The following is a 25,777-nucleotide window of genomic DNA, read 5'->3' as shown; positions in this document are numbered from 1 at the left end:
ATAAACCGCAGCCGGGCCCGACCCACGGGCACAACGGCGCAGAGGAGAACCCGATGAAAGCTTTCCGCCATGCCTGGTCGCCCTTGGCCACCCTCGCTCTTGGGGCATTGATCGCGCTCAGCGTGAGCGCGCATGCCGCCGATCCCGACAAGAAGGAAATCCGTTTCGGCGCGACAGCCGGACCTTATTCCGATCAGATCCGCTACGGCATCAAGCCTCAGTTGGAGAAAGAAGGCTACAAGGTGACGATCGTCGAATTCAGCGACTATGTTCAGCCGAATCTCGCGCTGGCCGATGGCGCGCTCGACGCCAACGCATTCCAGCACGAGGTGTATCTGAAGAAGTTCTCGGCGGATCACAAGCTCGCGTTGTCGGAACTGGTGAAGGTGCCAACCGCGCCCATCGGGCTATACAGTCACAAGCACAAGCGTCTCGACGAACTGAAGGACGGCGCCACGGTGTCCCTGCCGAACGACGTCACGAACCAGGCGCGCGCGATCATCCTGTTGCAGCAGCTTGGCTGGGTAACGCTCAAGCCCGGTGTCGATGCCGTGAAATCGTCGGAGCGCGATATCGATGCCAATCCGCACAAGATCAAGCTGGTGCCGCTGGAAGCCGCGCAGTTGCCGCGCTCTCTGGACGACGTCGACTACGCCTTCGTGAACGGCAACTTCGCGCTGGCCTCCGGCCTCAAGCTCACGGATGCGCTGTTGCTCGAAAAAATCCCGCCGTACTATCTGAACCTCGTCGCGGTGCGCACGGCCGATCTGAACAAACCGTACGTGAAAGACATTGCGAGCGCCTACAAATCGGCAGAGTTCGGGCGTGTGATTGATGAGCGGTTTGCAGGCTTCTCGAAGCCGTCGGAATGACGTGAGCGGGCGGTGCGCTGCACGTCACGGCTGCGGCGGTTCGAGCGCCTCCCGGCGCGACGCTGCGCCGACACGGCGGCTTCACGACAGGCGCGGATTGAAGTTGGCGTGCAGCGCATCGGACGATTGGTCGGCCGACACCCGCTGCTGCCCCCACGGCTTGTTCGCGTCCCGCGCTTGCACGGCGATCAGACAGGCATAGACGCTTGAGCCTTTCTCGACGAGGATCGTATTTTTCGTGGGATTGAGGGCCGCCTTGATCGCATAGCCCGCATTTACGGTGGCAGCGACTGCCTTGAAGCGGAGATGCTCTTGGTTGTCGATGATGTCCAAAAGGCGAACGCCGCGACAATAGATCAAGCTGGAACAGTCGATTCTATTCGCTTCACTATGTAACGCAACCCTTCCGTTGTTTCGAACCCAACAACCGCCATCATCTCCCGCCAGATTGGCTCCGGATGTGCAACGATAGTCGTGCAACTCGCAGCTGTCTGAAAACGCTGAACGATCCAACGGGGAGGGAAGATGAGAGAAAACGCCGAGACGCTATTCGTTGCTTCGGATGATATTTCGGCAGCGTTAGACCTGCTGGAGAGCGTCGAGATTGAGGTCGGATTCGATAGCGATGATCCTGAAAGCATCGAGCAGGCCATTCTCGCCGTCGAGGAGGCGATCAATACTCGCCTGAGCGGCTACCGCGGCGACGCACGTGTTGAATCCGCGATCCTGCGCGTAAAGTACGACTTCCGGTGCGCGATCCTCGATCAAGCCTCGTCCGATGACGCCGATCACGACGCCATCAGTTGCGCCCACACCCTGCATTGAGCACGGCAGGCCCACTTGAACCCATCGCCAGAGGGGAGCGAGTGGGCCGCGTCATGAAGCACCGGACCGGATGCGACGCCCGATTGATGGAATCGGGCGGACGGCACGGCGCGCGGCGGGCCGCGTGAACCGCTTTGGCGCGGCAAGCCGATCGCCAGCCGATCGCCAGCCGGGTCACGGTCGCGCCGCTGAATCGCCGCGAACCTCCGGCGCCGGGCAGGGCAGCGAGACCCCAGACTTACCCGCACACGCTCTGCACGGAATTTCGGCTGCGTTACACTGCGCGCAATATGGCTTTGCTGCGAGGGCTTGCGAGCGACACCGCGTCCGCCGCCGTTGCGGCTATTGTTCCGACCGATGCGCCAGACTCAAACCAGGCCAATGCCACGCTATCCATTCCCGGGCCAGAACAGCCCATTTTTTGCTCCGCGACACATGCGTGCCGGCTGCCGCGCAATCAGGCGTGAGCCGCAACGCGGCAGCGGGAAGTCCCTATGACCGACGTCCGACTCGACGCGACCGATCCGTCGAGCGCCTGGATGTGGGTCGGCAAACTGACGCCCCCCTATACGCAGCTCGAAGCCGTGCCGCGCCTCGCGTTGCTCGAACGCTTGCAGGCGCACGCAAGCCGTCCGCTCACGCTGGTCGTCGCCGCGCCCGGATTTGGCAAGACGACGTTGCTCGCGCAGTGGCGCGACGCACTGCGCGCGAGCGACAGCGCACAAACGCAGCCGGTCGCCTGGCTTTCGCTGGACGAGGCCGATGGCGATCCGAACCGCTTTCTCGTTTATTTGCTGTTGTCGCTCGAAGACGCCGGCCTCGATCTCGGCAGCCTGGCGTCGTTGGCCCACTCCCAGGCACTCGATGCGCGCGCGCAGCGCACGATCGCCGCGCTGCTTCAGGCACTCGCGCGCGACGGGCGCTGCTTTACGCTGATGCTCGACGACTACCACCGGGCCGCATCGCGCGTGATCGACGAGATCGTGCTGACACTGCTCGAACGGGCGACCCCCGGCTTGCGCCTCGTGATCGCGAGTCGCACCCGACCGGCCTGGCAAGTCGCCACGCTCAAGGCGCGCGGGCTCGTCCACGAAATCGACGCCGACGACCTCGTTCTGTCGCTACCCGAAGCCTCGCAGATCCTCGGCCCCGACCATGGGCCATCGACCCTCGCGACCGTCCACTCGAAAACGGAGGGGTGGGCCGTCGCCGTCCAGCTAGCGCGCCTGTGGCTCGCCCGAGGCACGGCGTCGGCGTTCGGTTTGCCCTCGTTCTCAGGGCACGTCGCCGAGATGGCGCAATATATGGCCGAGCAGATTCTCGACAATCTCCCCGAAGATTGCCGCGACTTCCTGATCGAGACGTCGGTGCTCGAGCGCTTCAACGCCGATCTCGCCGATGTCGCGCGCGACCGTCACGACAGCGCCACGTTGCTCGCGCGCCTGACCTCGTTCCACGCACTGCTGGTCCCGCTCGACGCCAACGGCAACTGGTTCCGCTACCACCTGCTGCTCTCCGATTTTCTCAGCCAGCGCCTTGGCGCGCGACGAGCCCGGGAGATCCATCGAGCCGCTGCACAGTGGCTCGCGCAGCGCGACGACTGGGTACTGGCGGTGTCGCACGCGCTACGTGCGCAAGACACGGCGCTTGGCATCCGGCTCGTGCTCGACGCGGGTGGCTGGGAACTGGTGCTGCGCCACGGCATCCACTACACGCAGAGCCTGCTACAGCAATTCGACGAACGCGCGCGCCGCAGCGACCCGGAACTCGTGCTCATGCAGGCCTACCTGCAAGCCAAGCTCGGCAACCCGGCGCTGGCGATGGAGTTGCTGCGTCTCGCCCAGCCGGCCATGCAAGGTGACGCGCGCCTCGAGCGTGACTTCACGGTCATCGAGGCGCTGCTGCGCGGGTACTTCGACATCGACGGCGACGATCTGCGCTTGCCCGTCGACGATCAAAGCGCGAACGAGCGGCTGCCCGACGACGCTCTCGCCCAGGCCACGTTGCTGTGCGTAGGCGCGCTCTTCGCGGTGCGGCGCGGCCAGATGCGCAACGCGATTGGCGCGGCGCGCGCGGCACGTGTGCGCATGCGAATCGTTGCGAGCCCGCTTGGCGAAAACTTCTGCCTCATGCACGAAGCGCTCGCCCTGTGCACGAGCGGCGAAATCGCCACCGCGCGAGAACGTGTCGACGAGGCCATGACGCTCGCCGAGGCGAACTTCGGCACGGACAGCTCGCTCAAGGCCGTTGTGGGTTGCCTGAAGGCGCAGCATCTCTATCTCGAAGGCGCATGGGCGGAGACCGAATCGTGGCTGGTCGAGGGCCAGGAAACGCTGGAGCATATCGACGGCTGGTTCGAACTGTTCGCCAATACCGCTGATATCGCCTGGCGCGCGGGCCTGCGCCAGCACGGCATGGAGCACGCCTGCCGCGTGCTCGATCACACCGAGCGTATAGCGCAGGACCGCCAACTGCCGCGGCTGGCTGAACTGGTGAATATCTGGCGCGTCGACTTGCTTGCCCAGTGCGGGCAAGGTGAGCGCGCGCAGCAGGAGGCGCAGGCACTCAGCCTCGCTGCGACATCCGCCGAGGATGGCGGTCTCGACTGGCGCCTGTGCGAAGCGGCGGCGCTGGCCTTCGCACGCATGCGCCTTGCAATGGGGGCCGCGGCCGAAGCGCTCGCGCGCCTCGCCCACGATGCCGCGAAGCTGGAGCGGGCGGGGTTGCTGTTGCCCGCCTGGCGTTTGCGTCTGCTCGCGCTGATCCCCCTGGGCAAGGCCGCGGGCGCGAAAGGACCAACCCCGGCGGAGCTTGCCGAGGCGCTCCGGCCGGTCATCGCGCATCAAATTCCCGGCCTGCTGCTCGACATCGGCCCCGGCATTCTGCCGTTCCTGCCGACGGCTGGAGACGCCGGCATCCCTGCCTTGCAGGCAATCGTCTCGCAACTGCGAGGCTGGCGCGCGCATCCCGTGCGCCCGCGCGCGCAGTTCAGCGGCAAGGAAGCGCAAATTCTCGGCTTGCTTGCCACCGGGCAGACCAACAAGGCGATCGCGCGCTCGCTCGATATCTCCGAGAACACGGTCAAGTTCCACCTCAAGCAGATCTTCCAGAAGCTCGGGGTCGATTCCCGCGCGGGCGCCATCGCCGCCGCCATGCAGCAGGGGCTGGTGCCCACGCAGCCGTGACTTCGCGGCGCGCGGCGCCTTTGCCCCCGCGGCCCGCCTCCGAAACTACCCGCACAAAACTACCCATATGGGTAGGCGGGTAGCTCACCCCGTCTCCCGCCTACCCGCCGTGCCGGTTGCCGCGCGCTTATTGGATTCATAAAGTCCGCCTCAGCAGCAGATGAACCGTCCGGTGCCGTCCCCGGCGCGCGTTGCGCGGGGGCCGTATCGCGAGCGCTTCATTCGATCGCGGCATGGCCGCTTCCATGAACATACGTTTAGGCATGCTACCTATTATGAAACGCGGCGACCAGTCAGAAAAACAACGGCCGGCGGCTTGTGCGCCAGCCATCGTGACGCAAGGAGAAGTGCGATGACCTCAGGTGGAAAGACCATTCGGGTGGCGACCGATGTCGGCGGCACGTTCACCGACCTCGTCTACTTCGAGATCGACCCCGCGACCGGCGCGCAGACCGTTCGCACGGCAAAGACCGACACCACGCCGCCCAATTTCGAGCAGGGCATCATCAACGTGCTCGAGAAGGCGCAGGTCAAGCTCGACGAGGTGAGCTTCCTCGCGCATGGCACGACCGTCGTCATCAACGCGTTGACGGAGCGGCGTGGCGTGCGCACCGGCCTCATTACCACGGCGGGCTTTCGCGACGTGCTCGAGATCGCACGCGCCAATCGCCCGGACTTTTTCAATCTGAGGTGGGCCAAGCCTGCGGCGTTCGTGCCGCGCCATCTGCGCCGCGAGGTGGGCGGCCGCATCAACTACGATGGCGGCGAGCGGGAGTCGCTCGACCTCGGCGCGCTCGCTGAAATCGTGAAGGACTTTCGCCGTGCGGAAGTCGAGGCGGTGGCGATCTGCCTGCTGCACGCCTATGCGAACCCCGCGCATGAGCGCGCCGTGCTCGACGAAGTCCGCCGCTTATGGCCGGAGGTCTCGGTCGTGGCCTCGCACCAGATCACGCGCGAGTGGCGCGAATACGAGCGCACGAGCACGGCGGTGCTCTCGGCCTACGTGCAGCCGATCGCCTCGCGCTATCTGGACCAGCTCGAGCAGGGCGTGCGGGCCAATGGCTATCGGGCGCCGCTCTATGTGATGCAGTCGAACTGTGGTGTCGACACGGTTGCACATGCGCGTGAAATTCCGATCACGATGGTCGAATCCGGTCCGGCGAGCGGTTTCTGGGGCGCCGCCGAACTGGGCCGCCTGATTGGCGAGCCAAACGTGCTGGCGCTCGATATCGGCGGCACGACGGCGAAATGCTCGCTCATCGAAAACGGCCAGGTGACCATCAAGACCGACTACTGGGTGGAGCGCGACCGCGTAAGCGCGGGCTATCCGATCATGGTGCCCGTGGTCGATCTGGTGGAGATCGGGAATGGTGGCGGGTCGATCGCCTGGGTTGACGACTTCGGCAAGCTGCATGTGGGGCCGCAATCGGCCGGTGCGTCGCCGGGGCCTGCGGCCTATGGCAACGGCGGCACGCACGCGACGACGACCGACGCGAACCTCGTGCTCGGCCGCATCAACAAGGACTACTTCTGCGGCGGCGAGACGGTTGCCGACATGGGGGCGATCGAGCGCGCACTCGACCCGCTCGCGGCTCGCCTCGCGATGACGCGCGAGGAAATCGCACGCGGCATCGTGCGCATTGCCAACGACAACATGGTCAACGCGCTCAAGCTCGTCTCGCTCAATCGCGGCCGTGACCCGCGTGACTTCACGCTGGTCGCGTTTGGCGGCGGCGGGGCGATGCACGCGGTGGCGCTCGGCCAGGAACTGGGCGTGAAAAAAGTGGTGATTCCGCGTGGAGCGTCGGTGTTCTCGGCGTGGGGCATGACCATGTCCGATCTGCGTCGCGACCTGTTCGTGAACCGCTTTTTCCAGACCGCCGACGAAGCCTCGCTCGCGGCCGCGCAAGGCGTGCTCGACGAGCTGGTCGAAGCCGCTGCCGCGCAGTTCCGCGACGAGGGCATTGCCCGCGCGCAACTGCACATCGCGATCCACTGCAAGCTGCGTTACCAGAACCAGGAGCATTCGGTGGAAGTGCCGTTCAACGCCGGTGAGCGCATCGTCTCGCACTGGAGCGAGATTGCCGCGCGCTTTCATGCCACGTATGAACGGCAGTACACCTACCGGCTCGACGCGCCGCTCGAAATCGTCGGCTTCCATATTGTTACGACCTCGGAGATCGGCAAGCTCGACCTCGCGGAGCTGCCTGTCACGGGCGCGACGCTGGCGAGCACCGTCAAGGGCAAGCGCTCCGTGGACTACGCGCTCGAAGGCGTGCACGAGGCCACCATTTACGACAACGCGAAGCTCGAACCCGGCATGGCGTTCGCGGGGCCCGCGATCGTGGAAGACGCGGGCACGACCATCGTGGTGCATCCGGGCAATGCAGCGAGCGTCGATCGCCTCGGCAACCTTCACATCACGCTCTGACGAGGGAGAACGACGATGAGCAAAGTGGACATCTTTACGCTGGAGATCATCCAGAACTCGCTACAGGCCATTGCCGACGAAATGTTCGCGGCGATGATCAAGACCGCGATGAGCCCGATCATTTACGAAGTGCTCGACATGGGCACGGGCATCACCGACGCGCATGGCGATATCGCAAGTTCCGGCTCCGGCGCGCCGGGCTTCATCGCGGTGCTCGACAAGGCGGTCAAGCGCATACTCGCGCAGCATGCGCAGCCGGGCGAGATCGAGCCCGGCGACGTGTTCATCACCAACGACCCGCACAGCGGCGGGGGCGTCACGCACCTGAACGATGTCGTGCTCGCCATGCCCGTGTTCGCCGGTGACCGGATCATTGCGTGGACAGCGAACATCGCGCACTGGAACGACGTAGGCGGCTCGGTGCCGGGTTCGCTCTCGACCCATGCCGGCGACATCTTCCAGGAGGGCCTGCGCCTCGCCTGCGTGAAGCTGGTCTCGAAGGGCAAGCCCATTCGCCCGGTCATGCAGATCCTGCGCTCGAACACGCGTTTGCCCGACTTCATGGAAGGCGACCTCTGGGCCGGTATCGCGGCCGTGCGCGGCGGCGCGGCGCGAATCGTCGATCTCGCGCAAAAGTACGGCGTCGACGTGTTTCTCGAGGCCGTGGCGGATTTCATGGTACTCGGCGAGAAGGTGTCGCTCGCGGCGCTCAAAGACGCACCGCGCGGCCGCTTCACGATGGACGAATTGCAGGACGACGGCCAGACGTTGCGCGTGATTGTGGAGATCAGCGACACCGGCATGATCGTCGACTTGCGCGACAACCCGGCGCAATCGCCCGGACCCCACAATCTGAGCCGCGACGGCACCGTCGTCGCCGCGCAGATGGCGTTCAAGTCCGTCACCGATCCGCGCGCCGCGACCAATGGCGGCACGTTCCGTCCGCTGACGGTGCTCACGCGGCCTGGCACGATGTTCGAGGCGCAGAGCCCGGCCGCCGAAGGCTTCTACTTCGAGAACCTGATCCGCGCCCACGATCTCATCCTGCGCTGTCTCGCGGCGCACTTGCCCGAACGCCTGCCGGCGGGCAACTTCGCATCGATTTGCGGCACTTTCATCAGCGGCGTGCATCCCGATACGGGGCGGGCGTTCACCCTCGTCGAACCCGAAATTGGCGGCTGGGGCGGCGAAGCGGGGCGCGACGGCAACAGCGCCGTGTATTCGGGCATGCATGGCGAAACCTACAACTGCCCGGCGGAAGTCTGCGAAGCGCGCTATGGCCTGTACGTGGATTGCATGACGCTCAACGACGAACCGGGCGGCCATGGCCAGTTCCGGGGCGGACGCGGCATTCACGTCGAGTATCGCGTGCGCGCCGATCACACCTTGCTCACTTGCGGCTACACGCGTTCGCAAGTGCCGCCCTGGGGGCTGGCGGGTGGCGCGGACGGCTCGCTCAACTACATCGAAGTCGTGCGCGGGAATGGGGCGACCGAGCGCTATTCCATGGTGAGCGCGCTGCCGCTCGACAGCGGCGATGTGATCCGCATCCGCACGGCGTCGGGCGGCGGCTTTGGCGACCCGGCCAGGCGCTCGCGCGCGGCGGTGCTCGACGACGTGAAGAACGGCTATGTGAGCGCCGAAGTCGCGAAGCGCGTGTATGGCGTCGCTGTTTGATCGCGACATCGAACCATCGAAACACGATCCAGGGTTTTCACATGTTTGCAGAGAACATCTATATCGCGCGGCGCCGGGCGTTGCGCGAAAGGCTCCGCACGGGCATCGTGCTGCTGCCGGGCAATGTCGATGCGCCGATCAATTTCGCGCACAACGTGCATCCGTTCCGGCAGGACGCCACGTTCCGCTACTTCTTTGGCATCAATCGTCCGGGGCTAGTGGCGTTGCTCGATCTGGAGAGCGGCGAAGACGTTGTGTTTGGCGACGACGCGACGCTCGACGACGAAATCTGGCTTGGCAAAACGCCGTCGCTCGCGAGCGCGTGTGAGCGGGCAGGTTGCCGCACGGTGCGCGGCTACGCGGCGCTGCAAGCCGCGCTCGACGCTGCGCGCAGGGACGCTCGCAAGCTGCATTTTCTGCCGCCGTACCGGGCGGCCACGACGCTCGAAATCGGCCGGCTCATGGGCGTTGCGCCCCAGGAAGTGGCGAGATGCGCCTCAACGGCGCTGATCGATGCGCTCGTCGCGCTTCGCGAGGTCAAGGGCGCGGAAGAGATCGAGCAGATCGAAGCCGCGCTCGCAGTTACCGATGAAATGCATCGCGCGGCGATGCGCGCGGTACGCCCCGGTGCCCGCGAGCGCGAGGGCGTAGCGCGGATGCACGCGGTGCTGGCGCAGCACGGCGTGCTCGAAGCCTATCAGTCCGTGTTCACGAAGCGCGGCGAGATTCTGCACAACTTCAACTACGACGGACGCCTCGCGCCGGGCGACCTGGTCGTCAACGACTCGGGCGCGACGAGCGCGTGCGGCTACGCGAGCGACATCACGCGCACGCTGCCGGTGAGCGGGCGATTCGATACGCGCCAGAGGGAGCTGTACACGCTTCTGCTCGAGGCCCAGGACATCGGCATTCGCGGCTCGCGCCCTGGCGTGCGCTACGCGGACGTGCATCGCGCCGTCGTCACGCATCTCGCCGGCGGCATGTTGCAGATGGGGATCTTCAAGGGCTCCGTCTCCGACATCGTCTCGTCGGGCGCCTACGCAGTCGTTTTTCCGCACGGCCTTGGCCACCAGCTTGGTCTGGATGTTCACGACATGGAGTCCTATGGCGAAGACCGCGTGGGCTACGACGTACAGACACCGCGCAGCACCCAGTTCGGTTTGCGCAGCCTGCGCATGGGCAAGCCGCTGAAGGCCGGCATGGTGCTTACGGTCGAGCCCGGCATCTATTTCATCGAGGCCTTGATCGAGCGCTGGGCCGCCGAGCGGCGCCATGAGGGGCTGATCGACTACGCAACGCTGCGTGCTTGCGTGGGGCTGGGCGGCATGCGCGTGGAAGACGAGATCGAAATCACGGCAACGGGGGCGCGCGTGATGGGCCCGCCGATACCGAAAACCGTGAGCGAGATCGAAGCGGCGATGGCGGACTGATCGCCTCGCCAGACGGAATGGGGAAAAGACCGTCTATTAATCAGGATTCCGTATTACATGCAGAGGACAGGGGATCAGCATGAAAGTGGGGCGTAGGTTGGCGACCGGAGCTGCCGGTCTAACTCTTTTTGCGGGCGCCGCGCTGCCGGCTTGCGCCGACGAATTCATCGGCTACGGCCAGGCTGGCGCACCGAATTCATGGGCGCTCGAAGCATTTCCGGTGTTTCAGCACACGAGCCCGAATTCCAATCAGATTTATTCGTCGTTCAACCCGGCGTATTTTACCGAGACGGGGTTCACGGGCACCCATCGCGACCAGTTCGAGTTCTGGATCAACGGTTCGGTGGGTTATGCGAACACGCACGGCGCGCCCGGTGCGAGTGGCTTTGGGGGCGCCTATCCGAATATCGGCATCGAGTACTACTACAACGTGATCGAGCCCGACCGGCCCGTGGGCACGCCCGGCTACAAGACATTCTGGACGAGCCCCACGTTCACGGTCACGTTTCCCAATGGCAGCACGAAAAGCGCGGGCTTCGGGGCCGGGGCGAACCAGTATTCGTATAGCTTCAACGTCAACAACTACATCCAGATTGGTCGTATCGGCGTAACGATCAATCCTGTCGAGTTGACCTACGCGACGCGCAATCTCAACGCGACCGATATCGGCAATGGGCAGATGGAGCATTTGCGCGGCGGGCTCAGCATGACGCTGCTCGATATCGCGGGCGGCTACCAGGTGCGCGACGATCTGTTCATCGGTCTGCACCACGCGTACAGCATTTATAGCGCGGCGGCCTCCGATTTCGAGGAAATGCGCGAAGGCAAGATCGGCCCGGCGTTCAGCTATTACGGTCTGGCGAAATACGGCATTTATATCTCGGGGAATCTCAACTTCGATTACTACACGTCGTCGAACCTGCACCGCTCGGTCTCGTTCACGATGGCACTCGTCAAATACCTGTAACGCAACTGCGTCTTTTGCAGTTCACACATGCTTCAGTCAAGCAAGGAGTCGTGCAATGAGCAATTCGTTCAAGGGTGAACCGGTGAATGTACCGGTTTCGGTGCGCTGGCTTAATCCGGTGGGCATTGCCACGTGGAATCGTCCGATTGCCCAGATGCTGCACGCCATCAAGCAGCCAACGACAACGGTGGAAGTCGCGTCGCTCGACATGGCGTCCACGCCAACGCATCTGGAGTACCGCGCCTACGAGGCCTTGATCGAGGAACGGACAGTCCATGTCGCACGCGAAGCCGGCGTACAGGGGATCGACGCAATGGTGATCGGGTGCTTCTACGATCCCGCGCTCGAAGCAGCGCGTGAAATCTCGTCGCAAACCATCGTGGTCGGTCCCTGCCAGGCGAGTTTGCAGATCGCCGCCAATCTCGCCAACCGTTTTTCGGTGATCGTCGGGCGCGAAAAATGGGTCGAGCAGATGCGCGACCGAATTCGCGGCTACGGCATGCTCGATCGGCTCGCGTCGATGCGTTCGCTCGCGATGGGCGTGAACGATTTTCAGACCGATCCTGCGCATACGCGTGCGCGCATCATCGAGGAGGCGCGCCGCGCCGTGGAACAGGATCGCGCGGAAGCGGTGATTCTGGGCTGCACGATCGAATTCGGCTTCTTCGACGCGGTTCAGCAGGCTGTGGGCGTGCCCGTGATCGATCCGGTCGTGGCCGCGTTCAAGCTGGCGGAGTCGCTCGCGCAGTACAAGCGGCAGTTCGGCTGGCAACCCTCGCGGGTGTGGAGTTGCGAGCCCCCGCCGGAAAGCGAGCTGCGCGATTTCGCCCTCTTCACGGGGCCCGCGCCGCTCGGCGACGTCGTGACGTGCTGACTGGCGTCCACCACTCATATCGACAGGGGGAATCATGACGCATTCTTCGCAGGACGTACGCGCCGCGCTTGAGCCAGCCCTCGCGGCGGGCATCACGGCGGACGTGCCTGGGTTCGGTGAGAGCGAGCGCCATCGCGCGTTGCCGTCTTCGCCCACGGCGATTCCGGTCGGCAAGGTGTTCGAAACATTGCCGCTCACGCGCGAGCATTTGAAGAGCTGCCTGGCGCTCTTCTTCGTGTTCGTGATCGAGGCGTGGGAGATGATGATCATCGTCTACAGTTCACCGCTTATCTCGCACGACTTCAATCTCGGGCCCGTTGCGATCGGGAACCTGATTGGCGCGATCTTCGTTGGCATGGGCATCGGGTCTATTTTCTGGGGACCGCTTTCGGAGCGCCTCGGGCGCAAGCGCTCGATCATCTGGAGCCTCGTGATGTATGGCGTCGTCTCGACCGCGAGCGCGTTCTCACCCAACTACGCCACGCTTTACGCCCTGCGGCTCGTCTCGGGCGTCGTTGCGGCGGGCATGCTCGTCGTGACGTTCCCGTATTTCGAGGAGCTACTGCCCGTGCGCAAGCGCGGCCCGTTCACGGTCTACCTCGCCGCGGGCTGGCCCATTGGCATGATCCTCGCCGTATGCGCGACGATCTGGCTGATGCCATTCGGCTGGCGGTGGGTCATTGGCGTGAGTTCGGTGGCGGCTTGCTGGGCGCTCGTGGTCGCGCGCTGGGTGCCGGAGTCCCCCTACTGGCTTGCCGCCGCGGGCCGGCAGGAAGAGGCGCGCGCGGCGATCGCGCGTCTGAGCCGCGGCGCGACGCACATCGCACCTCACCACACGCTGCACGTGGAGGCCGTTGTGAGCAGCGTCTGGCGCGACCTCTTCGCGGGGCGTACCTTCTTGATAACGATCTTGCAGGTGTGTATCAACTTCACGTTCGCATGGGGTTACTGGGGGTTGCAGACATGGCTGCCCACGCTGCTCCAGCAGCGCGGACTGAGTCTGCCGCAAAGCTATGGCTTTATCGCGCTCTCGGCCTTGTGCATGATACCGGGCTACGTCAGCGCGTCGTTCCTCACCGGGCGCTGCGGCCGCAAGAAGGTGATGATCGTGTACGTGGCGCTTTCGGCCGTCGCAGGCTATGTCTTCGCGAATGCACAAACGCTGGGTGCGCTGTACATCAGCAACTTCGCACTCGCGTTCTTCAGCCTTGGTGCGTGGGGTGTCTGGGATACGTGGGTAGCCGAGATGTACACGACGAGGCTACGCACGATCGGTTATAGCTGGGCCATCCTCGCACAGCGGCTCGCCAACTTTGCCGCGCCGACTTTCATCGGCTTTCTTGTGGCGCGAGGATCGTCTTTCAACATGACGACCACCTTCATCAATCTCTTTCTCGTCGTCACAGTGCTGCTCGCGTTGATGCTGCCAGAGACGGAAGGCAAGGAGCTCGCATGACGCCCAACGCTCAGCCAGATCAGAACGCGCCCGTACTCGGGACGTGGCGCAACCCGTATGGATCGCTGCTTGAGATCGCGCAGCACGAGGCGAACGGGCACGTGAGCGGCACGTACCGTTCGGAAACAGGCGCGACGGGAACCTATCCCGCTTCAGGCTGGATTGGCGAGGCGCACGACGGCAACCGGCCGTTCGCGATCTCGGTGCGCTGGCGTCCGCTCGACAGCGACGTGATCGACCCGGGCTGGCATTGGGTTTCGATCATGACAGGCGTTCTCTATGGAGGCGCGCGCTTTCAGGTCTTGCACGGACTCGTGGCGTCCGGCCCATTCGATGCGATCGAACTGGCCGAGGCGGGCGTGTACGCCGAGACGTTGACATTCGAACGCGTGAGTGTGCCTGTTCCTGCTGTGCGCGCTGCCGTGCCCCGGCTTTCGTCACGCTCGGCGGTGGGGATGCGTGGTGTGCAGAACGGCTGGATCGAATCCATGGAATACACGTACGACGAGTTCGGCAGCGTCAGTGGAACGCTCAAGACGCGTGACGGCACGCAGCTCATGCTGTTGGGCTTTACCGACCCTTCGCCGGAATGCGCGCTACAGAGCGTAGCGCTGGCTGCGCTCGACCGGCCGCACGACGGACGCACGCGGGCGATTGGGTTGGGCGGCTTCGTCGACCGCCACGCGAGGCGCGTGACGCTGGAGCGCTTCACCGCGCGAGCCGTTGCGCACGGCAACCGCTATGCGGGCGTTTCGGTCGCGCACGACATGCTCGAAGTTGCGTTCATCGAGCTATCGAGCGGCGCAGCGCGCAACGAAGTCATGACGTCATGAAAGCATCATCGGCCATTCAATAGCGATAAGCACAATACGAGGAGAATAGAAATGAACCGGATGCGAAGCTTGACCGTCGCCGCCGTCCTTATGTTTGCTGCGGGCGTAGCCACAGCGCAGGGCGGCTCGCCGCTCACGCCAGAGTCGGCATCTGAGATCATCGCGGCCACGGCGCGCAACAAGCAGATGGTGGCGGACGTGCATGCGGCGCTCGGCGCGGCAGGTATCGACACCAGCAAGGTGAAGGTACGCGCTCGCGACGGCGTCGTGACGCTGAGCGGCAGAGTGGCCGATGCCGCAGCGGTCGAAGCGGCGTCTTCCGCGGCGGCCGAGGCAAGCGGCGTGACGGCAGTGCGCAACAAACTGCGCCCGGCACATTGATGTTTTTGCCGCGATAACGATGGAAAGTCGAACCTCGCCTCGCGGAATTTGCGTCCGCCGGCTAGCCATTCAATCCGGAACGGCTCGTTCTCGCGTTCTGGATTGCAGCCGCAGCCTGTTGCTCAGAGAAAGACAGATCTTGCGACTTCGCAGAACTTCTGCGCCACAGGATTTGCCATCTCGGGCAAGGCGAGACTCAAGCCAATTTCTGCGGCGTCTGAAATATCGGCAATGGCGCGATAGACAACCCGATCGATGATGTAATTGCGCATTGTCGAAGGCACCAGCGCAACGCCCAGACCACTTTCGACAAGAGATAAAACCGTCTGGATCTGCGTGGCTTCCTGATTGATCTTCGGACTGAACCCGGCCCGATGACACGCCAGCATGGCCATGGCCTGTAGACCCGCCGCCTGTTCCCTGGAATAGAACACAAACGGCTCGGACGCCAGATCGCTCATCAACAGTTCAGCCTTCTGGCTCAGGCTGTTACCCGCTGGCAGCGCGGCCATAAACGGTTCCGTGATGAGCGGCACGACCCTCAGTTGCGTCGAGATCAGCAGCGGCGTGCGGATCAAGCCAATGTCGAATTCGCCACTTTCCACGTTCTCGACGATACGTGTCGAGATCGATTCCTTTAGCACGAGTTCAACATTCGGATATTCGGCCCGGAAGATTCGCAGGCTCTTTTGCAGCAGGCCCTGCATCGTTGAACCCACGAATCCGATGACCAGTGCACCCCCGGTTCCCTCTTTTGCTGCACGGGCGGCGATCAGCATCTGCGAATTGTGGAAGAGCAGTTTGCGTGCGTCCGCCAATGCGGCTTTTCCGCTTGCCGTGAGCGATACGCCACCGGCACCGCCGCGTTCGAAAAGGCGCAGCCCGATATCCGCTTCGAGTTTCTGGATGGAAACGGAAAGCGGGGGCTGCGCCATGTTCAGACGTTCGGCGGCACGACGGAAATTCAATGTCTCCGCAAGCGTTACAAATTGCCTTACTCGCCGCAGATCGAGCATTGGATCATTCGGTGATTGCATATCCGCCTTGTTCTCGTAGTTCCGTGCCAGCCGTGTTCATCTCACTTGTTGAAGTTCGGCGGGCGCTTTTCCAGGAACGCGCTCACGGCCTCACGGTGCTCATCGGTCTTGTGCGCGACGGCCTGGAACACGGCACTGAGTTCCAGAACCGAATCAAGGCGTCCGTGGATGCCTTCGCGTATGAGCTTCTTGGTCATTCGCATCGCATACGGGGGATGCACCGCGATACGCTCGGCCAGCTCGCGAGCGGCGCTCATTAATTGGTCATGGGCAACGACGCGGGAGACCAGGCCATATTCGAGCGCTCGCTGAGCGTCGATGATCTCGGCGGTGAACGTCATTTCCGATGCACGGGCCAGACCGATGACACGCGGAAGCAGCCACGCACCGCCATCACCAGGGATTATGCCGAGTTTGACGAAACTCTCGGCAAATTTCGCCTTTTCCGACGCAATGCGGATATCGCACATACAGGCCAGATCCAGTCCCGCACCAATGGCAGGACCATTGACGGCAGCGATCACGGGCACATCGAGGTTGAACAGTGCGAGCGGCAGGCGCTGGATGCCGGTGCGATAGTCCTCGCGGATCGTGGCCACGTTCACCTCGGGGTCGGCCTGCTTTTGCATCGTCTTGATGTCGCCCCCGGTCGAAAACGCCGGATCCGCACCCGTAATGATCACAGCGCGCACACTCGTATCGTTTTGAATGCGGGTAATTGCGGATAGGAATTCATCGACCACGCTATTGCCGGTTAGCGGATTACGTCGCTCCGCATCGAGCATGGTCAGGGTAACTACATGATTTTCTTGGGTATACGACAGAAAATTGCTCATTTAAGGGTTTGTCCCATGGTGGAGATGACGTGACCGGTATTGAGCATAAGTCACGGCAGTGGCGATACGCAAAGCGTATCAAATTCACGGAAATTAATATTGGACGATCAACCTTACGACGCCATAGACTGGATTCAAGACCGACATATCGGAGACAACGGAATATGAAATCTGCCCTTGGGCACATCAAGGTTCTTGACCTCACGCGTATCCTTGCGGGCCCGTGGGCCACGCAGAATCTGGGCGATATGGGTGCGGAAATCATCAAGGTCGAACGCCCCAGGGTTGGCGACGATACGCGCGCATGGGGGCCTCCATTTCTTAAGGATGCCGAAGGAAAAGAAACGACGGACTCTTCGTACTTCCTGGCGGCGAATCGCGGCAAGAAGTCGATCACGGTCGACATGTCGAAGCCCGAAGGGCAGGCGCTGATCCGTGAGATGGTGAAATCGGTTGACGTTGTCGTCGAAAACTACAAGGTCGGCGATCTCAAGCGCTACGGTCTGGATTACGAGTCGCTCAAGGATCTGAATCCGCGACTCGTTTACTGCTCGGTTACGGGCTTCGGTCAGGACGGGCCTTACGCGGCGTTGCCGGGCTATGACTTCGTATTCCAGGGAATGGGCGGTCTCATGTCGATCACGGGGTTGCCCAATGGCACGCCCTATGACGAACCGATGAAGAGCGGTCTGGCCGTCAGCGACCTCTTTACCGGCATGTACGCCACGGTCGCCATCCTCGCCGCACTCGAATATCGCAATGTCAGCGGCGTCGGGCAGCACATCGACATGTCCCTGCTCGACAGCATCGTCTCGATCACTTCGTACCAGTCGATCAACTACTTCCTGAGCGGCAACGTACCGAATCGCATGGGCAACGCTCACTCGAACATGGTTCCCTATCAGGTATTCCGCTGCAAGGAAGGGGACATCATCGTTGCGGTCGGCAACGACAGCCAGTATCAGTCGTTCTGCAAGGTATTGGGCCGAGACGATCTGGCGACGGATGACCGCTATTCGACGCCCGGCAATCGCAACCGGAACCGCACCCTGCTGATTCCCGAAATCGTGCCCGAAATGCTCAAGCGCACGATGACGGAGTGGGTCACGGCGCTCGAAGCAGCGAACGTGCCGTGCGGCCCGATCAACAACATCAAGCAGGTATTTGAGGACCCGCAGATCCAGCATCGCGGTCTTCAGATGAGCCTGCCGCACTCGATCGGTGTTGACGCGCCGTCTGTCGCCAATCCGATTCGCATGTCCGAAACCCCGCTTCAATATGTGAAGTCGGCGCCATTGCTCGGCGAGCACACGGAGGCCGTGCTCAACGATCTGCTCGGACTCGATGCCGCCCGGATCGAAGAACTGCGCGCCAGCGGCGCCATTTGAACACTACGGAGCGTGTATGAGCAAGAAAGCATTCGCCTCCATCGACGACCTGAAAGCCTTCGTTGGACAGGATCCGGTTTTCGGTGCGCCCATCACGATCGATCAATCGATGATCGACGCGTTCGCCGGCGTGACAGGGGACCATCAATGGATTCACGTTGACGAAGAACGCGCGGCGAAAGAATCACCTTACGGTTCGACGATCGCCCATGGTCTGCTCTCGCTCTCGCTGATCACGAGTTGGTACAACGAGCTCTTCGAGTATCCGGGCCGCGAGATGTCGCTCAACTATGGCTTTGACAAGATCCGCTTCATCAAGCCCGTGCCGGTTAACACGAAGATGGTCGGCGGTTATCAGATCGCCAGGGTGGAGGACGTGAAGGACCGCGTATGTCGCGTCTACTGGAAGGTGAGCGTGGGCGAGCCGGGTGCGGACAAGCCGGCGATCGTTGGCGACTGGATCATGCAGATGAGCTACTGAGGACACAATGGCCGCACTTGAACTCACGAGACACGGGTCGGTTGCCGTTCTGACCATGAACCGGCCGGAAGCACGCAATGCACTCAATGCGCAAATGCGCGCTGAATTCGCGACACTGCTGCCCGACATTCGTGACGACGATTCGATTTCCAGCGTTGTCCTCACAGGAGCCGGTGGTCATTTCTGCGCGGGCGGCGACATCAAGGGCATTACCGAAGCCGCATCGGCCAATGACGTGTTCGAAGGGCGCACACGCATTCTCGACATGCACCGCTGGTTCGACGAACTGGTGGACCTCGAAAAACCGGTTATTGCGGCAGTCGAAGGCTCGGCCTTCGGTGCCGGTCTGTCATTCGCCCTGGCATGCGATTTCGTGTTTTCGGCCCCGGATGCGAAATACTGCGCGGTGTTCGCGAGAATCGGTTATACGCCGGACCTGGGCGGCATGTATCTGCTGCCTCGCGCGGTGGGGCTGGCCAATGCAAAGATGCTCGCATTCTCCGCGAAGGTGCTGGACGCGAAGCTCGCGCTTGGCATGGGGCTCATCCAGCGCGTGGTCGACGAGGGCCCGGTGCTCGAAGACGCAATCGAATTTGCACAGCGTTTCGAGAACGCGCCGCACGGTGCGATCGGGATCATGAAATCGGTGATGAACCGGGCCTTCGAGTCGGATCGAGGCAGCGTCTACAGGCAGGAGGCGATGGCACAGGCGATGTGTCGCGAGTCGGCCTTCCTCAAGGAGGCAGCCCGTCGCTTCATCGAAAAAGAACCGCCGCTGTATCAATGGAACGAGAAGTAGGGAGACAGGAAGTGGACCAGAATTTTTCGCTTGAAAACAAGCAGGTTATCGTCACGGGCGCAGGTCAGGGGATTGGCCGCGCGCTCGCTGTCGAAATCGCCAGACTCGGTGGCCGGGTTGTCGCCGTTGATATGAACGCGGAAGGGCTCAACACGCTGAAGGCCGAACTCGGCGACCGCTGTGTGAGCGTCGCGGGTTCTGTCACGGATCCGGCAACCGCTGCCGCTGCAATCGAAGCCGGTGTGGCTGAATTCGGTGGCGTCAATGGTCTCGTCAACAACGCGGGCATCACGCGTACGGCCATGATCGACAAGATGACGATCGAGCAATGGCAGCAGGTGATCGACGTTCACCTCACAGGTTCGTTTCACTTCCTGCAAGCACTGGGACGTCACCTGATCGCGCGTTCGAAGGCCGGTGAAAAGATCGCAGGCTCGATCGTCAACGTCTCGTCGGACGCCGGCCGCAACGGTACCGTTGGCCAGATCAACTACGGCACCGCCAAGGCAGGTGTGTTCGGCATGACCATGTGTGCCGCACGTGAATGGGCCCGGTACAACATTCGTGCGAATACCGTGGGTTTCGGTGTCGTCGAAACGCCGATGACCGAAGTCATCCGTGGCGAAAAATTCCGCGACCAGTACATGGCAAAGATTCCGCTTGGCCGCTTCTCCGAGCCGACTGAAGTGGCGCGTCCGGTCTGCTTTCTGCTCAGCGATGCGGCTTCGTACATGACGGGCCAGCATCTGTCGGTCAACGGCGGTTCTGCGATTTCGGTGTAAGTATGACGACGATCCTCGACCGTTTGACGCCAGCCACATTGCCCGAGCATGCTCAGGTATTTCGCTCCGAAGTGCAGCAATTCCTTCGCGCTGAACTGCCGCCGGCCTCGGCAGATCAGCGTTCCCGTTCCTGGATGGGCTTCGATGCCCGGTTCAGTCGCAAACTGGCAGCCCGTGGATGGGTAGGCGTGACATTGCCCAAGGAGTGGGGCGGGGCGCAAATGGACGCCTTCTCGCGCTTTGTGCTTGTGGAGGAACTGCTGACCTCGGGTGCGCCGGTCGCGGCGCACTGGATCGCGGACCGGCAAAGCGGGCCGCTCATCAACAAGTTCGGCACCGATTCACAGCGCGCATTTTATCTCCCGAAGATCTGCCAGGGCGAAGCGTTCTTCTGCATCGGAATGAGCGAACCGAATTCGGGATCGGATCTTGCCAGTATCCGGTCGAGGGCGACGCCGCTGGCCGAAGGCGGATGGTCGCTCTCGGGTCGCAAGATCTGGACGACCAACGCGCATCATTGCCAGTACATGATCGCACTGGTTCGCACCTCGGGTACGCCGGAAGACCGGCACAACGGTCTGTCGCAGGTCATCGTCGATCTGAAGGCGCCCGGCGTCACGGTACGACCGATCGTCGATCTCGCTGGCGACGCGCACTTCTCGGAGGTGTTCTTCGACGACGTACAGTTAGGTACGGATGCCCTGATCGGTGCGGAGGGTGCAGGCTGGATGCAGGTCAACGCCGAACTCGCATTCGAGCGTTCGGGGCCCGAGCGCATCTATTCGAGCATCGTGCTTCTCGATCGGTGGGTTCAGCATCTGCGTGATACCCGCGACGCCCGGCACAACAAGACAATTGGTCGTCTGTTCGCGCACCTGAGCGCGCTTCGTGAACTTTCGATTTCAGTCACGTCGCTGCTGGTCGCTGGCGAGAGCCCGCTCGTCGAATCGGCCCTGGTCAAGGATCTCGGCACCACATTCGAGCAGGAAATCGCATCCATCGTTGAAGACGCGCTGGGCCTCGATCCGGGTGCGCAGATCGATGCGGAGCTGGTGCGCGCCAGCCAGTACATCAGCCAGGTCTGTCCGACGTACTCACTGCGTGGCGGCACCCGCGAAATCCTGCGTGGCATGATCGCACGCGGTCTTGGCTTGCGTTAAGGAATTATTGTCATGTTTAACGAAGCATTCGAATCCATTCTCCAGGATAAGTGCACACCGCAGGTCGTTCGCCAGATTGAGGGCGATGGTGCTTACACGGAACTATGGAACGCAGTGGCAGACGCGGGATTCCTTGACCTGATGGCGAGTGAGGATGACGGCGGTGCGGATCTCGACCTTGCGGGCATCTTTCCGATCCTGGTCATGCTCGGTGCCTATGCCACGCCGCTTCCGATCGGCCAGGCAATCGTGCTGCGTACCCTCCTGCCGCGCGATGCCATTCCAGGGGGCATCGTCACGCTCGCGCCATCGCTGGACCGCAACAAGATGGGCGCGATGGTCGCGCCGCGTGTGCCGTTTGGCGGGATTGCGGATTATGTCGTGGCCGAAACAGAAGACGCCTATCTCGTGCTGGATGCAGCGCGCGCGCAGCGTTCGCTGATCGGTATCCATCACGACGGCACGGCAGATCTGTGCTGGGAGGCGTCCGTGACAGGCGAGGCAGCAAGCATCGTCAAGGACAACTTCATACGCGGAAATGTCCAGGCATGGGGTGCAGCACTGCACGCCGCGCAGATCGTGGGTGCAATGACACGCTGTTTTGAACTCACGCTGCAATATGGCAACGACCGTTCACAATTTGGCAAGCCGATTGGCAAGTTTCAGTCGATCCAGCATCAACTCGCGGAGATGGCCGAACATGTGGCTGCTGCCCGCATGGCCACCATTCGTGCTTTCAGCGAGGGCGCACGCACGCCGTCTACCTTCCCGGCGGCAGTGGCCAAGGGCAGAGCCAGTGAGGCGGTGAAAACCGTGGCTGCAATCTCGCATTCGGTCCATGGCGCGATCGGTATCACCGAAGAATACGATCTTCAACTTTATACACGCAGATTGCATGCGTGGCGTCTCGCACACGGATCCGAATCTTACTGGTACGAGATTATCGGTCGGGCAAGTCTTGAATTCGAGAATATCGCGATCACCGATATCCTTAAACGGTAAGCCGGCGATGGTGCCTTAAACGAAGTCCACGCTAATTTTAGTATTGGATTTCGGGCCGGAGTCGTTAGCCGGCCTGACGGTGACGAGTAACAACAATAACCATGGAGACTGAGTCGTGATTGAAAAGGCCATCCTCGCCAACCCGGAATATATGCGGATCGTAAGGTCGCGTCGTAATTTCCGGTGCGCACTTCTGGCAGTCAACCTTGTCTGCTTTTACATCGTCATGGCAATCATGGGTTTCTCACCCAGGGCCATGGGAACCCCGCTCTGGGAAGGCTCCTCCATCAGCATCGGGATCCTCGTCGGTCTGCTGCTGATCGTCCTCGTGGTGCTCACCGCATACGCTTATACGGTGCGTGCCGCCAATATATACGACAAGCGCATGCAGGCTGTCGTCGATCAGGCCCGGGGAGCAATCTGATGAACGCATATCTCCGGTTGCTTCCGGCACTCGGTGCCCTGATCGCAGCGACTTCTGCTCACGCGCAGGACGCGGCAACCGCTGCGAAAACGGATACGAGTTTTGCCGCCATTGGCATGTTCATTCTGTTCGTGCTGAGCACGCTCGTCATCACCCGGTGGGCTGCAAAACGCACGCATACGAAAAAGGACTTCTACTCGGCGGGCGGTGGTCTCACCGGCTTTCAGAACGGTCTGGCCATCAGCGGCGACTTCATGTCAGCCGCTTCGTTCCTGGGCCTAACCAGCGTCGTGTTCCTCACCGGCTATGATGGTTTCATGTTCACGGTGGGCTTCCTCCTTGGCTGGCCCATCGTCATGTTCCTGCTCTCGGAGCCGGTGCGCAATCTCGGCAAGTTCACGGTGGTCGACGTCGTGGCCTATCGCCTCGAACAGGGTCCGATTCGCGTCATGATGGCCTTCACGTCGATCACGGCGGTGATTCTCTACCTCGTGGTGCAGATGGTGGGGGCCGGCAAACTGATTGAACTGCTGTTCGGCCTGCATTACTGGCTGGCGGAAGTGATCGTCGGCAGCCTGATGGTGATCTACGTGTACTTTGGCGGCATGAAGGCCACGACCTGGGTGCAAATGATCAAGGCGACGCTGCTGCTGCTGGGTGTCACGATCATGGCGCTCCTCTCGCTGGCACATTTCGGCTTTCATCCCGATGCGATGTTCAAGGCGGCGAATGACGTGCACCCTGCGCACACGGGCATCATGGGCAGCGGCCACATCTTCAAGGATCCGTGGAATGCGCTCTCCTTCGGCATTGGCGGAATTGTCGGCGTGGGCGGCTTTCCCCATCTGCTGATGCGTCTGTTCACGGTGTCCAATGCCAGTGAATCCCGCAAGTCGGTTTTCGTCGCCACGAGTCTGATCTCGTACTTCTATGTACTCGTTCTGATCGTGGGCGTAGGCGCGATCTCGATCCTGTTCGAGCATCCCGAATACTTCAAGGTCGGTGCCGACGGCCATTTCAGCCTGCTCAAGGATCTGGTGGGCGGTCCGAACATGGTGGCGGTCAGTCTCTCGCGTGCAGTTGGCGGCAATCTGTTCTTCGGCTTTATTGCTGCCGTCACGTTCGCGACGATTCTCGCGGTGGTTTCCGGTCTGGTGATCTCGGGTGCGTCCAGCATCTCGCATGATCTGTACGCATCCTGGATTGCACGGGGTCACGCGGACGACAGGAAGGAAATGAAGATCAGCCGCACGGCGACGGTTGTATTCGGCCTGATTGCCATCGGTCTGGGCATTCCCTTCGAGAATACCAACGTCGCATTCCTTGTGAACGTTGTGGCCGCGATTGCAGGCTCGGCAAATTTGCCGGTCTTCATCATGTCGATTTTCTGGCGGGGTACGACGACACGCGGCGCAGTCGTCGGTGGTCTGCTCGGCCTGATCTCGGCACTTGTCGTGACGCTGTTCTCGGCGCCAATCTGGGTTGCGGTGCTGCATAACGCCAAGCCGCTGTGCTCGCTGAATAACCCGGCACTGATCTCGGTTCCTGTCGCGTTCCTGGCGATCTGGTTCTTCTCGGTGACGGACAAGTCGGCACGCGCAGTGAAGGAGCGCGATGCGTTCGATGCACAGAATCTTCAGGCGCATACGGGTCTGACCGTGAGCGAAGCAGTGGAGCACTGAGTGATTTCGACAACGGGGAACCTTGGCGGTCCCCCTGTTCTGTATCTAGAGGTATGACATGGATTTGCACTACACCGAAGAGGAGATGGCCTTCCGGGAGGAGGTCCGGGTATTCGTGCGCGATAACCTTCCTGAGGATATTCGCACGAAAGTGATGTCGCACCAGCGCATCGAGAAGTCGGATTACGTGCGCTGGCATCGGATCCTGACCGCGCACGGTTGGGGCGCGCCATCGTGGCCCAAGGAGTGGGGCGGTACCGGCTGGAATCATGTCCAGCGCATGTTGTTCGAGATCGAGATTTACAGCGCCGGCGCCCCGCGTCAACTGCCCTTCGGCCTGACCATGATAGGCCCGGTGCTGATGAAATATGCGAGCGAGGAAATGAAGGCCCGTTTTCTGCCGCGCATTCCTGCTGTCGACGACTTCTGGTGCCAGGGTTATTCGGAGCCGGGTGCCGGTTCGGACCTGGCGTCGCTGAAAACAAAAGCCGTTCGTGTGGGCGACAAATACATCGTGAATGGTCAGAAGACATGGACCACGATGGGACACCACGCGGACTGGATTTTCTGTCTGGTCCGCACGAATGCCGAAGCCAAGCCGCAAGAAGGGATCTCTATGTTGCTGATCCCGATGACGACGCCGGGGATCACTGTGCGTCCGATTAACACGCTCGACCACGGCTATGAAGTCAACGAGACTTGGTTCGAGAACGTCGAGGTGCCAGTCGAAAATCTTGTGGGTGAGGAGAACAAGGGCTGGACGTACGCGAAATATCTGCTCGGTCACGAACGCACGGCAATTGCGGGCATTGGTCACTGCCATCGCGAGCTGCGTCATCTCAAGCGCTATGCGGCGGAGTCGAAGGATGGACGCGGCCGGCGCATGATCGACAATCCGCGTATGCGCGACAAGATCGCGAAGGTGGAGCGCGATCTCGCTGTGCTCGAAATGATGGTGTTGCGCGTGGCGACGCAATCGGAAGGCCAGCCCGGTCCCGAGGCATCGATCATCAAGATTCGCGGCTCGGAGTTGCAGCAGGACATTGCGATGCTGCAACAGGAGGTAGCGGGTCCACACAGCCGGCCATTCGATCAGGCGTGGCTCAAGAAGGGCGCGACGATTCCGGTTGCGGGTCCGCAGTGGGCGGCTGGAGGCACCGCCACCTATCTGGATATGCGCAAGACCTCGATTTATGGGGGTTCGACTGAGGTCCAGAAAAATATCATCAACAAGATGATCATCGGATTTTGAGGT

23 protein-coding genes are annotated in these 25,777 nt (G+C 62.1%); 20 read left to right on the top strand and 3 right to left on the bottom strand.

Annotated features, from left to right (window positions below):
• The first annotated feature begins 53 nt into the window (after positions 1–53).
• The gene (locus C7401_RS24260; protein ID WP_112173958.1) at positions 54–872 is read left to right on the top strand and encodes a MetQ/NlpA family ABC transporter substrate-binding protein; all 819 of its coding nucleotides are present in this window, start codon (positions 54–56) and stop codon (positions 870–872) included.
• Between the two features lie 81 nt (positions 873–953).
• On the opposite strand, the gene C7401_RS45635 is transcribed toward C7401_RS24260, so the two are convergent.
• Positions 954–1,205 carry a MetQ/NlpA family ABC transporter substrate-binding protein gene (locus tag C7401_RS45635; protein ID WP_258397211.1) on the bottom strand — a complete coding sequence of 84 codons (252 nt, stop codon included), beginning with the start codon at positions 1,203–1,205 and terminating at the stop codon, positions 954–956.
• Positions 1,206–1,397: 192 nt separating this feature from the next.
• Here C7401_RS45635 and C7401_RS24250 point away from each other — a divergent pair, with 192 nt between their 5' ends.
• The 10 genes from C7401_RS24250 (at position 1,398) to C7401_RS24205 (ending at position 14,931) form a co-directional block, all read left to right on the top strand.
• The gene (locus C7401_RS24250) at positions 1,398–1,697 is read left to right on the top strand and encodes a YuaX family protein (RefSeq protein WP_112173956.1); all 300 of its coding nucleotides are present in this window, start codon (positions 1,398–1,400) and stop codon (positions 1,695–1,697) included.
• Between the two features lie 494 nt (positions 1,698–2,191).
• A complete protein-coding gene (locus C7401_RS24245; protein ID WP_112173955.1) occupies positions 2,192–4,882 on the top strand; it encodes a winged helix-turn-helix domain-containing protein in 2,691 nt (896 codons plus the stop codon).
• A gap of 352 nt (positions 4,883–5,234) precedes the next feature.
• The gene (locus tag C7401_RS24240) at positions 5,235–7,313 is read left to right on the top strand and encodes a hydantoinase/oxoprolinase family protein (protein WP_112173954.1); all 2,079 of its coding nucleotides are present in this window, start codon (positions 5,235–5,237) and stop codon (positions 7,311–7,313) included.
• Between the two features lie 15 nt (positions 7,314–7,328).
• Complete coding sequence (locus C7401_RS24235; protein WP_112173953.1) at positions 7,329–8,990, top strand: hydantoinase B/oxoprolinase family protein; 1,662 nt, start codon at positions 7,329–7,331, stop codon at positions 8,988–8,990.
• Between the two features lie 41 nt (positions 8,991–9,031).
• A complete protein-coding gene (locus tag C7401_RS24230; protein ID WP_112174038.1) occupies positions 9,032–10,420 on the top strand; it encodes an aminopeptidase P N-terminal domain-containing protein in 1,389 nt (462 codons plus the stop codon).
• A 97-nt stretch (positions 10,421–10,517) separates the two neighbouring features.
• On the top strand, positions 10,518–11,387 hold the full coding sequence (locus tag C7401_RS24225; protein WP_112173952.1) for a hypothetical protein: 870 nt from the start codon (positions 10,518–10,520) through the stop codon (positions 11,385–11,387).
• A 55-nt stretch (positions 11,388–11,442) separates the two neighbouring features.
• Positions 11,443–12,261: an aspartate/glutamate racemase family protein gene (locus tag C7401_RS24220; protein ID WP_112173951.1), complete on the top strand. Its 819-nt coding sequence runs from the start codon at positions 11,443–11,445 to the stop codon at positions 12,259–12,261.
• Between the two features lie 34 nt (positions 12,262–12,295).
• Positions 12,296–13,717, top strand: coding sequence for an MFS transporter (locus C7401_RS24215; protein ID WP_112173950.1), 1,422 nt, complete (start codon positions 12,296–12,298; stop codon positions 13,715–13,717).
• On the top strand, positions 13,714–14,550 hold the full coding sequence (locus C7401_RS24210) for an avidin/streptavidin family protein (protein WP_112173949.1): 837 nt from the start codon (positions 13,714–13,716) through the stop codon (positions 14,548–14,550). Before C7401_RS24215 ends, C7401_RS24210 begins: the two co-directional genes overlap by 4 nt.
• 51 nt (positions 14,551–14,601) lie before the next feature.
• A complete protein-coding gene (locus tag C7401_RS24205) occupies positions 14,602–14,931 on the top strand; it encodes a BON domain-containing protein (protein WP_112173948.1) in 330 nt (109 codons plus the stop codon).
• Between the two features lie 122 nt (positions 14,932–15,053).
• On the opposite strand, the gene C7401_RS24200 is transcribed toward C7401_RS24205, so the two are convergent.
• Together C7401_RS24200 and C7401_RS24195 are read right to left on the bottom strand one after the other, a co-directional pair.
• Positions 15,054–15,968, bottom strand: a complete 915-nt coding sequence (locus C7401_RS24200; protein WP_224040996.1) for a LysR family transcriptional regulator — start codon at positions 15,966–15,968, stop codon at positions 15,054–15,056.
• A gap of 41 nt (positions 15,969–16,009) precedes the next feature.
• Complete coding sequence (locus tag C7401_RS24195) at positions 16,010–16,804, bottom strand: crotonase/enoyl-CoA hydratase family protein (RefSeq protein WP_112173946.1); 795 nt, start codon at positions 16,802–16,804, stop codon at positions 16,010–16,012.
• 164 nt (positions 16,805–16,968) lie between these two features.
• On the opposite strand from C7401_RS24195, the gene C7401_RS24190 reads away from it, so the two are divergent.
• From C7401_RS24190 to C7401_RS24150, 9 genes are all read left to right on the top strand, one after another.
• Positions 16,969–18,192, top strand: coding sequence for a CaiB/BaiF CoA transferase family protein (locus C7401_RS24190; protein WP_112173945.1), 1,224 nt, complete (start codon positions 16,969–16,971; stop codon positions 18,190–18,192).
• 16 nt (positions 18,193–18,208) lie between these two features.
• Positions 18,209–18,673 carry a MaoC family dehydratase gene (locus tag C7401_RS24185; protein WP_112173944.1) on the top strand — a complete coding sequence of 155 codons (465 nt, stop codon included), beginning with the start codon at positions 18,209–18,211 and terminating at the stop codon, positions 18,671–18,673.
• 7 nt (positions 18,674–18,680) lie between these two features.
• The gene (locus C7401_RS24180) at positions 18,681–19,472 is read left to right on the top strand and encodes an enoyl-CoA hydratase/isomerase family protein (RefSeq protein ID WP_112173943.1); all 792 of its coding nucleotides are present in this window, start codon (positions 18,681–18,683) and stop codon (positions 19,470–19,472) included.
• Positions 19,457–20,254 (top strand): SDR family NAD(P)-dependent oxidoreductase, encoded by a 798-nt coding sequence (locus C7401_RS24175; protein WP_112173942.1) that lies wholly within the window; start codon positions 19,457–19,459, stop codon positions 20,252–20,254. Before C7401_RS24180 ends, C7401_RS24175 begins: the two co-directional genes overlap by 16 nt.
• 2 nt (positions 20,255–20,256) lie before the next feature.
• The gene (locus C7401_RS24170; protein ID WP_112173941.1) at positions 20,257–21,414 is read left to right on the top strand and encodes an acyl-CoA dehydrogenase family protein; all 1,158 of its coding nucleotides are present in this window, start codon (positions 20,257–20,259) and stop codon (positions 21,412–21,414) included.
• Between the two features lie 12 nt (positions 21,415–21,426).
• Positions 21,427–22,416, top strand: coding sequence for an acyl-CoA dehydrogenase family protein (locus tag C7401_RS24165; protein ID WP_112173940.1), 990 nt, complete (start codon positions 21,427–21,429; stop codon positions 22,414–22,416).
• Positions 22,417–22,531: 115 nt separating this feature from the next.
• A complete protein-coding gene (locus C7401_RS24160) occupies positions 22,532–22,840 on the top strand; it encodes a DUF485 domain-containing protein (protein WP_112173939.1) in 309 nt (102 codons plus the stop codon).
• The gene (gene actP / locus C7401_RS24155) at positions 22,840–24,522 is read left to right on the top strand and encodes a cation/acetate symporter ActP (RefSeq protein WP_112173938.1); all 1,683 of its coding nucleotides are present in this window, start codon (positions 22,840–22,842) and stop codon (positions 24,520–24,522) included. The genes C7401_RS24160 and actP overlap by 1 nt, the downstream gene beginning before the upstream one ends.
• Positions 24,523–24,580: 58 nt before the next feature.
• Positions 24,581–25,774 carry an acyl-CoA dehydrogenase family protein gene (locus tag C7401_RS24150; protein WP_112173937.1) on the top strand — a complete coding sequence of 398 codons (1,194 nt, stop codon included), beginning with the start codon at positions 24,581–24,583 and terminating at the stop codon, positions 25,772–25,774.
• Positions 25,775–25,777: the final 3 nt, after the last annotated feature.

It is taken from the genome of Paraburkholderia unamae (assembly GCF_003268775.1).
Taxonomy (GTDB): domain Bacteria; phylum Pseudomonadota; class Gammaproteobacteria; order Burkholderiales; family Burkholderiaceae; genus Paraburkholderia; species Paraburkholderia unamae.
This window is presented reverse-complemented; position numbering and strand designations above follow the sequence as displayed.

What these genes read in the sequence shown, in the direction of transcription:
- C7401_RS24165 (WP_112173940.1), top strand. Translation starts at nt 21,427, where the DNA reads ATGTTTAACGAAGCATTCGAATCCATTCTCCAGGATAAGTGCACACCG.
- C7401_RS24210 (WP_112173949.1), top strand. Translation starts at nt 13,714, where the DNA reads ATGACGCCCAACGCTCAGCCAGATCAGAACGCGCCCGTACTCGGGACG.
- C7401_RS24150 (WP_112173937.1), top strand. Translation starts at nt 24,581, where the DNA reads ATGGATTTGCACTACACCGAAGAGGAGATGGCCTTCCGGGAGGAGGTC.
- C7401_RS24260 (WP_112173958.1), top strand. Translation starts at nt 54, where the DNA reads ATGAAAGCTTTCCGCCATGCCTGGTCGCCCTTGGCCACCCTCGCTCTT.
- C7401_RS24230 (WP_112174038.1), top strand. Translation starts at nt 9,032, where the DNA reads ATGTTTGCAGAGAACATCTATATCGCGCGGCGCCGGGCGTTGCGCGAA.
- C7401_RS24220 (WP_112173951.1), top strand. Translation starts at nt 11,443, where the DNA reads ATGAGCAATTCGTTCAAGGGTGAACCGGTGAATGTACCGGTTTCGGTG.
- actP (WP_112173938.1), top strand. Translation starts at nt 22,840, where the DNA reads ATGAACGCATATCTCCGGTTGCTTCCGGCACTCGGTGCCCTGATCGCA.
- C7401_RS24175 (WP_112173942.1), top strand. Translation starts at nt 19,457, where the DNA reads ATGGAACGAGAAGTAGGGAGACAGGAAGTGGACCAGAATTTTTCGCTT.
- C7401_RS24215 (WP_112173950.1), top strand. Translation starts at nt 12,296, where the DNA reads ATGACGCATTCTTCGCAGGACGTACGCGCCGCGCTTGAGCCAGCCCTC.
- C7401_RS24205 (WP_112173948.1), top strand. Translation starts at nt 14,602, where the DNA reads ATGAACCGGATGCGAAGCTTGACCGTCGCCGCCGTCCTTATGTTTGCT.
- C7401_RS24250 (WP_112173956.1), top strand. Translation starts at nt 1,398, where the DNA reads ATGAGAGAAAACGCCGAGACGCTATTCGTTGCTTCGGATGATATTTCG.
- C7401_RS24180 (WP_112173943.1), top strand. Translation starts at nt 18,681, where the DNA reads ATGGCCGCACTTGAACTCACGAGACACGGGTCGGTTGCCGTTCTGACC.
- C7401_RS24200 (WP_224040996.1), bottom strand. Translation starts at nt 15,968, where the DNA reads ATGCAATCACCGAATGATCCAATGCTCGATCTGCGGCGAGTAAGGCAA.
- C7401_RS24245 (WP_112173955.1), top strand. Translation starts at nt 2,192, where the DNA reads ATGACCGACGTCCGACTCGACGCGACCGATCCGTCGAGCGCCTGGATG.
- C7401_RS24185 (WP_112173944.1), top strand. Translation starts at nt 18,209, where the DNA reads ATGAGCAAGAAAGCATTCGCCTCCATCGACGACCTGAAAGCCTTCGTT.
- C7401_RS24240 (WP_112173954.1), top strand. Translation starts at nt 5,235, where the DNA reads ATGACCTCAGGTGGAAAGACCATTCGGGTGGCGACCGATGTCGGCGGC.
- C7401_RS24235 (WP_112173953.1), top strand. Translation starts at nt 7,329, where the DNA reads ATGAGCAAAGTGGACATCTTTACGCTGGAGATCATCCAGAACTCGCTA.
- C7401_RS24195 (WP_112173946.1), bottom strand. Translation starts at nt 16,804, where the DNA reads ATGAGCAATTTTCTGTCGTATACCCAAGAAAATCATGTAGTTACCCTG.
- C7401_RS24170 (WP_112173941.1), top strand. Translation starts at nt 20,257, where the DNA reads ATGACGACGATCCTCGACCGTTTGACGCCAGCCACATTGCCCGAGCAT.
- C7401_RS24190 (WP_112173945.1), top strand. Translation starts at nt 16,969, where the DNA reads ATGAAATCTGCCCTTGGGCACATCAAGGTTCTTGACCTCACGCGTATC.